This window comes from Brevibacillus sp. BD137 (assembly GCF_041644655.1).
Taxonomy (GTDB): domain Bacteria; phylum Bacillota; class Bacilli; order Brevibacillales; family Brevibacillaceae; genus Brevibacillus; species Brevibacillus brevis_D.
The window spans coordinates 1-13,729 of record NZ_JAOTNO010000018.1 but is presented as its reverse complement, the minus strand read 5'-3'; the positions used below and the strand labels follow the sequence as shown (position 1 = coordinate 13,729).

At 46.5% G+C, this 13,729-nt stretch carries 16 protein-coding genes; all 16 read left to right on the top strand.

What is annotated here, in order from left to right:
* Positions 1-431 precede the first annotated feature (431 nt).
* Positions 432-716, top strand: a complete 285-nt coding sequence (locus ODZ53_RS26420) for a hypothetical protein (RefSeq protein WP_372681204.1) — start codon at positions 432-434, stop codon at positions 714-716.
* 756 nt (positions 717-1,472) lie between these two features.
* Entirely contained in the window at positions 1,473-1,826 is a 354-nt protein-coding gene (locus tag ODZ53_RS26415) for a P27 family phage terminase small subunit (protein ID WP_142497615.1), read from the top strand.
* Positions 1,827-1,848: 22 nt separating this feature from the next.
* Positions 1,849-3,543, top strand: coding sequence for a terminase large subunit (locus tag ODZ53_RS26410; protein ID WP_372681266.1), 1,695 nt, complete (start codon positions 1,849-1,851; stop codon positions 3,541-3,543).
* A 5-nt stretch (positions 3,544-3,548) separates the two neighbouring features.
* Positions 3,549-4,769, top strand: coding sequence for a phage portal protein (locus tag ODZ53_RS26405; protein ID WP_372681202.1), 1,221 nt, complete (start codon positions 3,549-3,551; stop codon positions 4,767-4,769).
* Positions 4,756-5,355, top strand: a complete 600-nt coding sequence (locus tag ODZ53_RS26400; RefSeq protein WP_372681200.1) for an HK97 family phage prohead protease — start codon at positions 4,756-4,758, stop codon at positions 5,353-5,355. The genes ODZ53_RS26405 and ODZ53_RS26400 overlap by 14 nt, the downstream gene beginning before the upstream one ends.
* A complete protein-coding gene (locus tag ODZ53_RS26395) occupies positions 5,337-6,617 on the top strand; it encodes a phage major capsid protein (protein ID WP_372681198.1) in 1,281 nt (426 codons plus the stop codon). The genes ODZ53_RS26400 and ODZ53_RS26395 overlap by 19 nt, the downstream gene beginning before the upstream one ends.
* Positions 6,618-6,765: 148 nt before the next feature.
* Positions 6,766-7,041 carry a hypothetical protein gene (locus tag ODZ53_RS26390; RefSeq protein WP_372681196.1) on the top strand — a complete coding sequence of 92 codons (276 nt, stop codon included), beginning with the start codon at positions 6,766-6,768 and terminating at the stop codon, positions 7,039-7,041.
* Positions 7,038-7,655, top strand: coding sequence for a phage head closure protein (locus ODZ53_RS26385; RefSeq protein ID WP_372681194.1), 618 nt, complete (start codon positions 7,038-7,040; stop codon positions 7,653-7,655). Before ODZ53_RS26390 ends, ODZ53_RS26385 begins: the two co-directional genes overlap by 4 nt.
* Positions 7,652-8,095, top strand: a complete 444-nt coding sequence (locus ODZ53_RS26380; protein ID WP_372681192.1) for a phage tail terminator family protein — start codon at positions 7,652-7,654, stop codon at positions 8,093-8,095. The genes ODZ53_RS26385 and ODZ53_RS26380 overlap by 4 nt, the downstream gene beginning before the upstream one ends.
* Positions 8,088-8,516, top strand: coding sequence for an HK97 gp10 family phage protein (locus ODZ53_RS26375; RefSeq protein ID WP_372681190.1), 429 nt, complete (start codon positions 8,088-8,090; stop codon positions 8,514-8,516). The genes ODZ53_RS26380 and ODZ53_RS26375 overlap by 8 nt, the downstream gene beginning before the upstream one ends.
* Positions 8,517-8,528: 12 nt before the next feature.
* The gene (locus tag ODZ53_RS26370) at positions 8,529-9,587 is read left to right on the top strand and encodes a phage tail sheath subtilisin-like domain-containing protein (protein WP_372681188.1); all 1,059 of its coding nucleotides are present in this window, start codon (positions 8,529-8,531) and stop codon (positions 9,585-9,587) included.
* 19 nt (positions 9,588-9,606) lie between these two features.
* Entirely contained in the window at positions 9,607-10,041 is a 435-nt protein-coding gene (locus ODZ53_RS26365; RefSeq protein ID WP_372681186.1) for a phage tail tube protein, read from the top strand.
* Positions 10,042-10,065: 24 nt separating this feature from the next.
* Positions 10,066-10,449: a phage tail assembly chaperone gene (locus ODZ53_RS26360; protein WP_372681184.1), complete on the top strand. Its 384-nt coding sequence runs from the start codon at positions 10,066-10,068 to the stop codon at positions 10,447-10,449.
* Positions 10,450-10,642: 193 nt separating this feature from the next.
* Complete coding sequence (locus ODZ53_RS26355; RefSeq protein WP_372681182.1) at positions 10,643-12,460, top strand: tape measure protein; 1,818 nt, start codon at positions 10,643-10,645, stop codon at positions 12,458-12,460.
* A 20-nt stretch (positions 12,461-12,480) separates the two neighbouring features.
* Complete coding sequence (locus ODZ53_RS26350) at positions 12,481-12,894, top strand: hypothetical protein (RefSeq protein WP_372681264.1); 414 nt, start codon at positions 12,481-12,483, stop codon at positions 12,892-12,894.
* A 4-nt stretch (positions 12,895-12,898) separates the two neighbouring features.
* Positions 12,899-13,729 (top strand): XkdQ/YqbQ family protein (locus ODZ53_RS26345; RefSeq protein ID WP_372681180.1); only part of this gene is annotated, 831 nt, incomplete at its 3' end.

Genomic DNA, 13,729 nt, shown 5'->3' with positions numbered 1-13,729 from the left:
AAAAGATAGGTTTCCCTGAAGAAAATATAGTTTTTAGGGATGGTTGGAATACTGGTATGATGTATGACAGATTATATATTAATACTGACGTTTTACCTGCTCAATCTCCTGGAACTGGAACTTTAAGTGCGAATAGTCGCGTTTCAGGTAAGGCAACTATAGCTCATGAAATTATTGGACACTATGAATCCTATGCGAGTGGAAAAGCATTTGAGCTTTATGATGTTGATCCTGCAACTTACGCCAGAAACTTTGCATTGGACGAGGCTCAAGCAAGTATCAGAGCAGCTAGATTTGCTCCTGATTTAACACCTACCGAAAGAATGACCTTAATAAGGGATGCAATTACAAGATTGAGGAATGGTGGACTCCGTGTCCGAGACGTTAAGGACGAACTCTATATCCAACATAGATAGAAAGGGAGATTATGAATGCACAAGTTACTGGACATAGGAGATGTGTTTGAATCAAAAGAATATGGAACTATTATAGTTGGAATAAATCCTGAACTTGATACTCTAAGTCATTCTGAAATTAAAAATAGGATCGGTGACTATATCGTAGTTCGAACACCTGATTACAAAGAGTTAGAAATGAAAGTTATTTCAGTACAAATCTCTAATTCACTCATTGATAAAAAAACGATTGGTATTTGTATTGGTAAAGCAGTTAATCCCTCTGATATACCAATTAGTTCCGTGGTATACACGAGATAAATTGGACAGAAAGAGAAAATGTGATCCTATAGAACAATATTTGTTTGAGGGCTGCCCAGTGCCAATAAACTTCTTTACCTAGCCATTACCAATATAACCATTGTTCTACATGTAGGAAATTTTCACGAATTAAGATGAAACGCACAGAAGGAACTTTGTCAGATTACGATACCAGATAGAAAAGATCATGTTCACTATGCTCTTGCAGGGTTGACATTTCTGACACATCTGACGCTTTTGACGTTTTTTGCAAGTAAATCAAAAATCGCTCTATACTAAGTGTACGCACGATGAATAAGCCGCTCAGGGGGATATACCTGGGCGGTTTTGTTTTGGTCTGACAAATTAGAAAGGGGGAAGAGCATTGAGCCAGTCGGTGTACAAGTCACGGCGTTGGAAGCGGAAGCGGGAAGCTATCTTACGAAGAGATAAATACATGTGTCAGGAGAGTAAGCGGTACGGTAAGACTGAACCAGCTACTACTGTGCATCATATTTACCCGTTGGAGTTTTACCCTGAACTAGCGTTCGTGGACTGGAACCTTATTTCTCTTAGTGACAAGCAGCACAACGCTATGCATGACAGGGTGACTCACGAGCTAACAGCATTAGGACTAGCTTGGCAGGAAAGAGTTCGTTCAAAGTTTGAAAAAAAATATCCCCCCACTTTTTAAAATTTTAAATTTTTTTTCGGTGGACCGACTCGGCCAGCCGTTTCCAATAGCGCGAGTTCTGGGAAAAATTTTTTCGGGAGGTGATGGCGGTGGCTAAAGTGACGAAAGCGGCGGTGAAACGCACGACCATTCGTGATATGAAAAGCTTGGGAACGTACAAAAAAGAGTACGATCGGATCATCGAAATCTATGCAGAACTGGTGGAGCAATACGCTATTTTGAATGAGCGCTTTGCTTCGGAGGGGTACCAATACGAAGTTTCAACAGCGGATGGCAGTACGAAAAAAGCGCCTATCGTCGCTACACTCGAATCCCTCCGAAAAGATATCTTGGCGTACACGGATCGCTTGTGCTTGAATCCGAAAACCATCGACGGAATCAAGATTGAGAAGAAAAAAACGTCCGCGCTGGCTGCAGCGCTAAGTGGTCTTGAGTGAAGCAAAGAACCTTGACGTTGTGATGGAGTACGCCAAGAGCATTGTCGAGGGTAGGAAGATCGCTGGCAGAGAGTTGGTTCAAGCGTGCCGACGATTCCTCAAAGACTTAGAAAACCCGGAGTATGATTTTCGAACGAAGGATGCAGAGTTTGTTATCGGCATCATCGAACGAACCTTTGTTCACGATAAGGGAGAGGCACTAGACGGGACGCCGTTACGCGGTAAGCCGTTCCTTCTTGAACCTTGGCAAAAGTTCATCATATACAACCTGCTAGGATTTTTTAAAGCAGGCACCGAGGAACGCCGCTATAAAGAGGCGTTTATTTTTATTCCTCGCAAAAATGGCAAGACTCGGCTTGTTGCCGCGCTGGCTTGGGCGCTCGCTTTACTTAGTCGTCGATCAGGGGCGACTATCTACATCACGGCCCACGCTTTGAAGCAGTCGAAACAGGCATTCGAGTTCATTCTATTCAACATTAAGAGGATGGGCGAAGAAGAAAGCTTTCGCATCCTGAACAATAACCAGGAACACAGCATCACCGGAGAAATGGGAGACGGCTCAATCTACATTGAAGCCTTGGCAGCAAACCCGGATCGTCAGGATTCGCTGAACTGTAACATTGCCATTGCGGACGAGCTGCACGCCTACACAAAGCCAAAGCAATACAACATCATCAAAGAAGCTATGAAGGCATTTACAAACAAGTTGATGATTGGGATTACGACTGCTGGCGATGATATGAGCAGCTTTTGTTACCAGCGGCTCCAGTATTGCAAAAAAATCCTTGATGGCACAGCCCCAGATGAGGCTTATTTTGTGTTCATCGCCAAAGCTGACCAGGATGAGCGTGGGAATGTAGATTACACGGACCCAGTACAGCATGAAAAAGCGAATCCGAACTACGGTGTGACGATCCGGCCGGAAGATATCCTCAATGATGCCCTGCAAGCACAGAACGATCCGCAGCAACGTAAGGATTTTCTGGCGAAATCGCTCAATATTTACACTTCCGCGATGCTTGCCTACTTCGATATCCACGAGTTCCGTGCTAGTGACCGCGAACACAAGTGGACTCTTAAAGAGTTGACCAGTCTGCCGATCATTTGGTATGGCGGAGCGGACATGGCGAAGATGCATGACCTAACCGCAGCAGCGTTGTATGGAGAATACCAAGATATCGCAATTGTCATCACGCACGCGTGGTTCCCTATTGTCGCGGCGGCGGCGAAGGCGGACGAGGACGGCATCCCTCTGTTTGGTTGGCAAGATGATGGATGGTTGACGATGACAAACACGCCCGTTACAAACCACGCAGAGGTGGTCAATTGGTTCGTGGAAATGCGACGGAGCGGGTTCAAAATCAAGCAAATCGGATTTGACCGAAAGTTTTCCGCTGAGTTCTTTCGAGACGCAAAAAATGCAGGTTTTAGGCTGATAGATGAACCGCAGTTTTTTTGGCGCAAGTCGCAAGGGTTCCGCCGAATTGAACAAAAAGCCAAGTCTGGCAAGCTGTATTACCTGCATAGTGAAGCGTACGAATACTGTGTGCAAAACGTAAGGGGCGTAGAGAAGACAGACGACATGATCCAGTATGAAAAAGTCGATGAGAAGAAGCGTATCGACCTTTTTGACGCGTCTGTTTTTGCGTGCGTGCGGTTCATTGAGGATACGGACAAAGGCAAGTCCACCAACGAATGGCTCAAAGGAGGTGAGTAGGTATCATGGGCAAAAAACGGAAGCGAACAGGTCCACAATCAAGGTCGGAATCTCAGTCTCCAGTGGGAATTTTCATGGCTGGTGGGGATACATCGATCCTTGTACCAGACGGCTATGTGCGGCTATCAGATAATCCCGAGGTACGAATGGCCATTGGTCGCATTGCGGACCTGATCAGCAGCATGACTGTTCATTTGATGCAGAATGTCAAAGATGGGGATATCCGTGTACGAAATGCCCTGGCGCGTAAAATCGATATCGACCCTTACAGCCCCATGACGCGTAAGGATTGGATGTATTTCATAGTACATACGATGCTGCTGGAGGGAGACGGGAATTGTATCGTGTTCCCAACAACGGGTGACGGGTTGATTGATGAGTTGATTCCGTTGCCATCAAGTATAGTTGGGTTCCCGTCATCGACTCAGAACAGCCTTGGACTAGTGACGGGCTATCAGGTAACGATTCAGGGGCGTATATACGAACATGATGAGGTCCTGCACTTCAAGATCAACCCCGACCCTGATAGACCTTGGATTGGCCGTGGCTATCGTCTAATCTTGCGGGATGTTATTGGCAATCTAAAACAAGCAGCAGCAACAAAGAAAGCTTTCATGGGGGATAAGTGGCGACCTTCCATCATCGTCAGTGTTGATGCGGATACTTCGCAGTTCACCAGTCAGGAAGAGCGCGACAAAATTATTGAGCGTTACATCGGTGATGGGAAGAGTGGTAAGCCGTGGATCATTCCAGAATCGATCATCAAGATTGAACAGGTCCGACCACTCAGCTTGCAAGATATTGCCATTCATGAAACAGTCCAAATCGATAAAAGGACGGTAGCCGCGATGCTGGGCGTACCGCCTTTTTTTGTTGGTGTTGGTGACTTCAAGAAGGATGAATACAACGCCTTTATCCAAACTCGAATCCTGCCATTAGCGAAAGGAATTGAGCAAGAGCTTACGCGCAAATTGCTTTTCGCTCCAGATTTATACTTCAAGTTTAATCCGAGGTCGCTTTACGCCTACGACACGAAGGAACTTGCAGAGGTGGGCAGCAATCTCTATGTCCGTGGTTTGATGTTAGGCAACGAGGTCCGGGATTGGTTGGGCCAATCGCCTCTCGAGGGCCTGAACGAGCGGGTCATCCTAGAAAACTACATTCCTGCTGGCATGATTGGCGATCAGAAGAAGCTGAACAAAGGGGGAGGTGATGGAAGTGAGTAGAGATTCAAGGCAAACACGCAGCTTGCAGACTGAGCTAAAAACGAGAGAAGAGTCAGAAGGTCAGGACATGATCGTTGAAGGCTACTTTGCCGTGTTCAATCGGCAAACGGAGTTGTGGCCAGGAGCCTTCGAGGAAATCGAGTCTGGTGCTTTTGACAAAACGCTGGGCAATGACATTCGGGCGCTGATCAACCATGACACCATGTTTGTCCTTGGTCGGAATAAGCCCGGGACTCTCGAGCTCAGGGTAGACAGCCACGGTCTATGGGGCCGAGTCAAGATCAACCCGAACGACAGCGATGCCGTGAACCTATACGAGCGGGTTAAGCGTGGCGACGTGGACCAGTGTAGCTTTGGCTTCAACATTGTACGAGAGGAAGCGGACTGGCGGGATGACGGAACGGTGAAGTGGACAATCAAAGAGATCGATCTTCATGAAGTTTCCGTTTGTACGTTTCCGGCCTATGAGGATACTGGCGTGCAGGCACGAAAGGCAGAGGTCACACAACATCGAGAACGGCAGATGCAGCAGCGCAAACACCAATTGAAAGAGAGGTTGAAAAGGACATGGCTCTTAGACAACTGATGCTGGGTAAAAAGATCGAACAGCGGAAGGCGGCACTGGCCGAATTGCTTTCACAGGAAGAAGCCTTTAATACGCGGTCCGCTGAGATGGAGGTTGCAATTGATGAGGCGAACACAGACGAGGAGATCGCAGCAGTGGAAGAAGAGGTCGGCAAACTGGATGCCGAGAAGGCAGACCTAGCTGAAAAGAAATCAAAGCTGGAGGGCGAGATTGCTGAACTAGAAGGCGAGCTGGACCAGTTGAACAGCAAGGCACTGAGTAACGAATCTCGCAGCAAGCAGAATGACAATGAAAGAGGTGGAAAGGAAATGGGCAAAAGAGCAATCAATCAGGAATATTTCACACGAGAAGTAGAGGACTTTTACGGTGAGCTCCGTTCGCGTTTGCAGTCCCGAGCTAACGGCAACGTTCTTCCTCCAGGTGAAGCAGGAGCCGAGCTGGTTATTCCGGATATTGTCGTTAACCGGATTCGCGATCGCATCGGTGATTTTACAACGCTTTATCCTTTGGTGGATAAAATCACAGCGGGTGGACGCGTCAAACTCATTCTTGATGTGGACACTGCCGAGGCTACATGGCTTGAACAACGGGGAGCATTGCCAGAAAATGATGATTCAGCTTTGACTGCCGTTCAATTCGATGGTTTTAAGGTTGGGCGAGTTGTTTACATCGACAATTCACTGCTGGAAGACAGCATTATCAACCTTGACGATTATTTGACGAAGCGGATCGCACGTTCGATTGCAAAAGCCTTGGACAAGGCTATCTTGACTGGAACTGGTAATGCAGGTAAACAGCCAGAGGGAATTTTGCCAGCAATTCCGGCAGCAAACAAGAAGTCAGCTTCAGCTAAGTATCAGGAACTGGTTCCTCTACTTGGTTTAATTGACACGGGTGAGGATGCATCTGGAGAGATCGTTGCAGTCGTTCATCGCCAAACATACTACGCAAAATTGGCTGTCCTCTCCTTGCATGTAAATTCAGAAGGGAAAGACGTTGTGATGCTGCCTAACTTGTCTCAACCGAATTTCCTTGGTTTGCGAGTTGTGTTTAATAACTATTTGCCAAAGGATAAAATTCTATTTGGTGTGTTTGACAAGTACACCCTTATCGAACGTGAGGGTACACGTGTCGATATGTCAGCCCACTACAAATTCCGCGAGGACCAAACGGCGATTCGGGGCGTTGGTCGATATGACGGGAAACCTGTTAAACCGGAATCGTTCGTCCTTGTGGATATTGCCGCACCAACAAACCCGTAACAGCTTTCAGCAGCCCCGTGACGCAGCCTGACTTAGATGCTATGACCAAAAGCGAATTGCTACAGTTCGCTTCGGATCATGGCATTGAAGGCGTGTCGTCTACTATGCTGAAAGCTGAAATAATCACGGCCATCAAGGGGGCGTTGGGATGGACGTAGAAACAGCCGTAGGGCTTGTGAAAGAGCGTCTAGGCATTCGAACTGCTGTCCGCGATTCTTACCTCACAGCGATTGTCAAAGGTGTCATTACAGAGCTAGAAGATGAAAAAGGAGTGGTGCTGGTCAGCACCAACTCCAATCATCTTCTTTTTGTTTGTGACTATGCCACATGGCGATATCAGAGCCGGGATAGCAAAGAGGCCATGCCAAGGCATCTCCAGTTCAGGCTCCACAACTTGATGATTCATGCTGGAGGGAGCAAATGACGTGGGATGAACTTGTAGAGCTGATTACCGTCTATCAATCGAATGGCGCGACAGCCAGTGTTTCCGAAACAACCCGTAGCGTGTATGCCAATCAAAAGTCTGTGTCACGAACTGAGTTCTATCAGGCCATTGCCAATAACCTCAAGCCAACAGTGGTATTTGAAGTCCATTCCTTTGAATACGAAAATGAGCAAAAGCTCAGACACAACGGAAAGGACTATCTGATCTTGCGGACATACAGCAAAGGAGACGAATTGATCGAATTGGTTTGCCAAGCCTATGACGATGTACAGACGAACTTGGCACGACTTCGAGACACGATTGAAATTTGGAAAAACACATTCGTTGAGAATAGCATGAACGAGCTAATTCCAAAGCCAGAGCTTCTATATACCCTGCCTGCACAGGTCGAATTTAAAGGCGGTGCGGAGCGAAATGTCAGCAACACCATTGAGACATCGAACAATGCAACCGTCACGATTCAATATCGCCCAGGTATCACAGCGGATATGTTTGTGAAGATCGAGGGACAACGATATGACATCCGTTTTATTGAGGACCCGTTCAACCGACATGAAACGCTTGTTTTACAGCTTGAAAGGGTGATTCCATGAGTAGGTTAACGCGAGCTCAGATAAACAGTGCAATCGCGAACAAGATCAAGGCCGCATTCCCGAAGGTAAAAATCCACAGCACTGATGTAAAAGAGGGGTTTTCCAGACCGTCATTTTTCACAATGCTGGAAACAGGGGTAAATGACTCGACTATGTTTTCCACCTATCGAGAGATGACATGTCGCATTCTCTTTTTCCCATCTGATCGTTACGTTTACAAGGAAGAGGCATATGACGTCCAAGACAAGTTGGATGTGTTGTTTGGGCTCAATTTCGCAGTTGAAGATAGGACGATTACGATAAGCAATGCAAGGTCAAATATCATTGATAGCGTATTGCATTTCGACTTTGATTTCTCTTTTCACGATGATGCGGCAGAAGATCCAATGGATGACGATAATACAGTGAAAATGCGGGAGTTGAGCATAAGTCATGAGTAGCTTTGACGTTGATTGGACAGGACTGGATGACTTTCTCAGCAATATACGTGACCTGGAGCGTCACTTTCCCAACGAAGCCAAGCGCATGATGCGAAATGCTGGTGGGGTTGCGCGGAAGATGGTGCTCAAAAGGGCCAAACAATCTGTAGTTGAAGATACTGGCGAATACTTTGCGTCCATAAAACGGGGAAAAGCGTGGGTGGACCGGACTACAGGCGAGTATAAGATCAGAGCGTACAGTAAGAGCAGACACGCCCACCTGATCGAGCATGGCCACAGGATGGTAGGTCCTGAACCAAATAAACAAGAGGTTGGTTTCGTACTCGGCTTTCATGTTTTTGACAAGGCGAGGCAAGAAATCAATCGAGTTTATCCATCTATATTGCAACAAGAATATCAGAAAATACTACAACGATTATAGGAGGTAGACGCCGTGGGGTTGCCAGAAATATCGATCATTTTTTCGTCACTGGCCGTTTCCGCAATTCAGCGAAGCCAGCGCGGTATCGTGTCACTCATACTAAAAGATGGGACAGGGTCGTTTGATACGATAGAGTACAAGAATATTTCCGATGTAAAGCCCAGTGATTGGACTGCAAAAAACTTACAATACATCAAGGATGCCTTTTTAGGAGCGCCATCGAAAATAATCGTGGAACGGATTGCTGCTGCCGCGACCGACTACAACGATGCACTTAACCGTCTTGTAAACAAACGGTGGAACTATCTAGCTATTCCTGATATTGCAGCAGCGGATTCAACAACCATAGCCACACAGATAAAAACGTGGCGCGACGTTAACAAAAAAACGTTTAAAGCAGTGCTGCCAAACGTTGCTGCCGATCACGAAGGCATCATTAATTTCACAACTGAGGGTATCAAAGTTGGTTCAAATACTTACACGGCTTCTCAATACACAGCCCGCATCGCTGGGATTTTAGCCGGGTTGCCACTGACTAGGAGTTCTACCTTTTTCGTATTGCCGGAAGTCGAGGCAATCACCGAAAGTGAAACTCCTGACGATGATATTGACAAAGGAAAGCTTATTCTGATCAATGATGGCGACAAAATTAAAATCGCCCGTGGAGTAAATTCCTTGACTACCCTTTCAACCGATAAAAAAGCGGATTTCAAAAAAATCAAGATCATTGAAGGTCACGATCTGGTCAAAGAGGACATTACACGCACCTTTAACGATGAATACGTCGGCAAAGTCAATAACAGTTACGATAACCAAGTGCTGTTTATCATCGCGACTAACTCATATCTTCGCGGGCTGAGAGGGACTATACTCGACCCTGCCGCAGACAATGCTGTTGGTGTCGATGTTGATTCACAGCGGCAAGCATGGGAAAGCATCGGGAAAGACACAAGCACCTGGGACGATCAAAAGGTCAAGGAGAGAACCTTTGAGTCAAAGGTGTTTCTGATGGGCGACAATGTGAAATTTGTGGATGCTGTAGAAGACCTGAAAATGAAAATCTCTGTTTAAGGAAGGAGGGTGACAGCATATGAAGAGGCCAGATGCAAGTCGTGTCATTAACGGAACATATGGACGTATATGGGTGGACGGCGAATTGTGGATGGAAGTAGACGAGTTTGAGGCAAAAATAAACATCGCATACGAAGACCTCAATTTTGCGAATGAGTCGGGCACCTTTCAGAAAGGTCTTGGCTGGTCAGGGGAAGGCACTATGAAGATTAAGAAAATCTATTCTCGTGTACAACGGAAAATGGCGGCAAATGTGAGAAAAGGCATCTATCCGAGGTCTAACATAGTAGGTAAAGTCGCTGATCCAGAAGCACTCGGGGCTGAACGTGTTGCGCTATATGACACAACCTTTTCAGAGTTCATGCTGCTGAAATTTGCACAAAAAACAGTTGGCTCCGAAGACATCCCGTTTAAATTTAGCGATTATGAAATGTTAGATATGATTCCAGGTTAATACCTGATAAAAATGGAGGATAAAATGGGAAAAACACTTACTGTAAAAGACTTACTTTCGCGCAAAGACCAGATTAAAAACCGCCAGTTAAAAACACTCAAACTTTATGTCGATTCGCTCGATGGGGAAATTATTATTCAAGAACCACCTAGAGAGATTGCCGTTGAAACGCTTGCGATGGCTCAAGATGACACGATGAAAGCCGATCAGTTTGCAGTGTACCATTGTGTTATCACACCCGATCTAAAAGACCCCGTTTTACAGAAGGAGTACGGTTGTGTTGAGCCAACAGATATTGTTGAAATGCTTTTCCGCGCAGGCGAGATTGCAGCCATTAGCGGACAGGCTCTAAAACTGTCTGGATTCGCAGGAAGCGTGCGAATGGTGGACGATGAAATAAAAAACTAATTAGTAGTGGTGACGAAGATTTCTATTTTCTCCACCACTACTTGCAAAAAGGATTCACGGCCGAATATCTGCTTAACGTCGATTTTGTAACCAAAAGGTTGATGTTACAGTCTATGGTCGTGGCACTGAAAGAACAGAGTATGTAAATAGGCGCACGCTTGTGCGCCTTTTTGCGTTGAAAGCGGGTGGTGAAGTGTCAACAGGTAGTGTTAGCTTAATTTTGCGCCTCAGAGATGGAGTAACATCGATTCTGAACCGGATTGGATCGGGTACCGTCAGATACAGGCGAACACTTCAAGACTTGGAACGACAAGGTAAGCAGACGTGGGATTCGATTAAATCAGGCGCAAAAAATGCGGCTACCGTAGTTGGAGTGGCAACAGCGGCTATGGGTACAGCGGCTATCGGATTAGGGCTCAAGGCAAATGCAGGTGCAGAAACTGCTGAGAAATCTTTTGATATCCTTCTCGGATCAGCAGCAGCAGCTAAGAATATGGTTCTTGATTTGAAGAAGCTCGCAGCAATATCACCGTTTAACTTTGCCGGGCTCCAGGACGCCGCCAAAATCATGTTAGGCATGGGGTTTGCAGGCGAGGGATTAATTCCCATTATGTATACGCTGGGTGATGCAGTAGCCGCAACAGGAGGTACGGTTGACGAATTCAAGGGGATCGCCTTAGCTATTGGTCAAATTCAATCAAAAGGCAAGGTAAGTGCGGAAGAGATAAACCAATTGGCCGAACGCGGTGTACCAGCCTGGCGCATATTAGCACAAGAGATGGGCAAATCGACTGCTGAGGTTATGAAGATGAGCGAGAATGGAGAATTGTTTGCGGAAAAGGCAATTCCCCTCTTGTTCAAGGGCTTACAAGGACGATTCAAGGGCTCTATGCAGGAAATGTCAAGCACCTTCACCTATACACTGGAGAACATCAAGGAAACAGGCACACAGATGCTAGCAGACCTGACCAAGCCCTTGTTCCTTGCAATTAGGGAAGATTTGTATGGTATCCAAGCACTCATGGAAAAAGGCACCGAGGCCAAATGGGCGGACGAGTTCTCTGGAAGGTTATTGAAGGTCTACGAGGGTACGAAAAAGATAGCCAAGAACGTGTTCGATTTCTCGTCTTATGTGATTGATAACTGGTCAAAGATCGAACCAATTGTATTCGGTGTTGCATCCGCCTATGGTGCGCTCCATATCGCGATGGGCGTCCTGACCATAAAACAACTAGCTTTAAATGCAGCCATGTACGCCAACCCTATAGGGCTCATCATATTGGGTGTGGGTGTACTGGTCGGGTATTCCATTTGGCTGTGGAACAAGTGGGATGAACTTGGAGAAAAAGGGAAATGGCTGGCGGCTGTACTTGGCGGTCCTTTTGGGGTCTTAATAGGCATATCCAAAGAAGTAGTGAATAACTGGGACGTTATCAAGGAAACTGTATCATCAACTTGGGACCACATTGTGATCAGAACTGAGGAAGGAACAAACGTTGTGATACGCACGGCGAACTACTTGATTAACGGATTTAACTTCGCGTTTGAGGCGATCAAGTATGGAGCTGCTGTTATGTGGAATGGTCTAGTGACACTGACAGAAAATGGCGTAAGAGATATGCTTATCCCCTTGAATGCAATGCGAGAAATGGCAGGCATGGAAGCCATAGCTGTCAACTTCGGTGCGGTAAAATCATCTGCCGTAGCTCCAACTATGGGTGATACAGAGTATTTCTCGCCCGTTAAGTTCGCAGTAGAGAGGACAAAGCGAGACAAAAACTTTACAGGTATGCAAGACGACATAGCCAGCGCCCGGAAGGAACAACTGGACAAGCGCAAGGCGAGTAGCGAAAAAATGGAACGCGCATTGATTGCCAACACGAATGCGCTTGCTAATAACACCAAGGCAACAGATAAGAATACAAAGGCGACGTTACGTGATAATTTAAGTCCGATAGATTTGGCAGACAGCTTGCTAGGACGAATTGAGCGTCATATGTGGAGCACATAGGGGGTGGTGACTTGATCAATGTGTTCTTGTCGATTAACACCAATGCAGAGGTCTTACAACTGCCCGTGCCTCCATCTGAGTACAACGTACCGTCTCCTTGGGGTACGGAGCAGGTGGACGGGCTGCAACAGTCATTACTATTGATCGGGCTGGAAGGGCTTCAATCCGTAGATATCAAAAGCTTTTTCCCGATCCGAGACTATCCATTCTTGCAAAACCGCAGCATGTGGGGGATGGCTTATGTAAATACAATTAAGCGTTGGCGCAAGATGCGGATTCCGATACGACTGGTCATCGTTGATTCGCAGGGGGTTCAATCGTTGAACATGGCGGTTGCTATTACGAATTTTGAGCATGGTGTAGGTCGTAGCGGCGATATTGACTATACCTTGCAGATGATCGAATTCCCATTTGTGAGCACGGCAAGGAGCTGATGCGATGTTTCAAGTTCTACTTATCAAAAACGATGGTCAGAAAAGCCACGACCTCACGCCCTTGGTGGGCAGTATCTCATGGGACTCGAATCTGTCTCTTATGTCCGCGATGAGTTTTGATGTGAACTGGTCGGATGCGAAATACTTCCCCGTCAATCCATGCGATCTTGGAGACGTTGTGTTGCTGCTCAAAGATGGTGAGGAGATAAACCGTGGTGTGGTCGTGAAAGAAGGGAAACAGGGACGTAGCGCGATTACGTACACCGTATATGATTATGCCTGGTATCTTGGTAAGTCAAAGAGCGTGTATCAGTTTAACAAAATCCCAGCATCACAAGCCATTACGAAGATTCTCAGTGATTTCGGTATGCTAATCGGCAATGTTCCAGACATGGCCACTCCAATCGACGACATTTTCTTGGAGAAAAGCCCGGCCGAAATTATTGAGACGATCTACAAGCTGCATGAGCGTCGAAGCGGGAAACGATACAATGTCGAGATGCGGCAAGGAAAAATCTATTTCGAGGAAATGAAAGATTTGCTCATAAAAGGCACCTTCAAGCTGGCTGAGAACATCGCACCTGTGGACGTCATGGCAAACCCATTAGGTGCGGACCGCACGAGATCCATTGAGGAAATGCGAAACCGCGTGAAAATCCTTATCGAGCGAAACGAGAAAGAAAAGTCAAAGCCCAAGTATGAGATCGTGGCGATGTCCCAGGACGAGGAACTGATACGAAAATACGGTTTGCTAGAAGATGTGTATAAGATCGATGCAGAGGACGCGGCAAAGGCTCGGGAAGTCTCACGAATTCTGTTGAAGCGCCTGGCACGA

What these genes read in the sequence shown, in the direction of transcription:
- ODZ53_RS26420 (WP_372681204.1), top strand. Translation starts at nt 432, where the DNA reads ATGCACAAGTTACTGGACATAGGAGATGTGTTTGAATCAAAAGAATAT.
- ODZ53_RS26415 (WP_142497615.1), top strand. Translation starts at nt 1,473, where the DNA reads ATGGCGGTGGCTAAAGTGACGAAAGCGGCGGTGAAACGCACGACCATT.
- ODZ53_RS26410 (WP_372681266.1), top strand. Translation starts at nt 1,849, where the DNA reads ATGGAGTACGCCAAGAGCATTGTCGAGGGTAGGAAGATCGCTGGCAGA.
- ODZ53_RS26405 (WP_372681202.1), top strand. Translation starts at nt 3,549, where the DNA reads ATGGGCAAAAAACGGAAGCGAACAGGTCCACAATCAAGGTCGGAATCT.
- ODZ53_RS26400 (WP_372681200.1), top strand. Translation starts at nt 4,756, where the DNA reads ATGGAAGTGAGTAGAGATTCAAGGCAAACACGCAGCTTGCAGACTGAG.
- ODZ53_RS26395 (WP_372681198.1), top strand. Translation starts at nt 5,337, where the DNA reads ATGGCTCTTAGACAACTGATGCTGGGTAAAAAGATCGAACAGCGGAAG.
- ODZ53_RS26390 (WP_372681196.1), top strand. Translation starts at nt 6,766, where the DNA reads ATGGACGTAGAAACAGCCGTAGGGCTTGTGAAAGAGCGTCTAGGCATT.
- ODZ53_RS26385 (WP_372681194.1), top strand. Translation starts at nt 7,038, where the DNA reads ATGACGTGGGATGAACTTGTAGAGCTGATTACCGTCTATCAATCGAAT.
- ODZ53_RS26380 (WP_372681192.1), top strand. Translation starts at nt 7,652, where the DNA reads ATGAGTAGGTTAACGCGAGCTCAGATAAACAGTGCAATCGCGAACAAG.
- ODZ53_RS26375 (WP_372681190.1), top strand. Translation starts at nt 8,088, where the DNA reads ATGAGTAGCTTTGACGTTGATTGGACAGGACTGGATGACTTTCTCAGC.
- ODZ53_RS26365 (WP_372681186.1), top strand. Translation starts at nt 9,607, where the DNA reads ATGAAGAGGCCAGATGCAAGTCGTGTCATTAACGGAACATATGGACGT.
- ODZ53_RS26360 (WP_372681184.1), top strand. Translation starts at nt 10,066, where the DNA reads ATGGGAAAAACACTTACTGTAAAAGACTTACTTTCGCGCAAAGACCAG.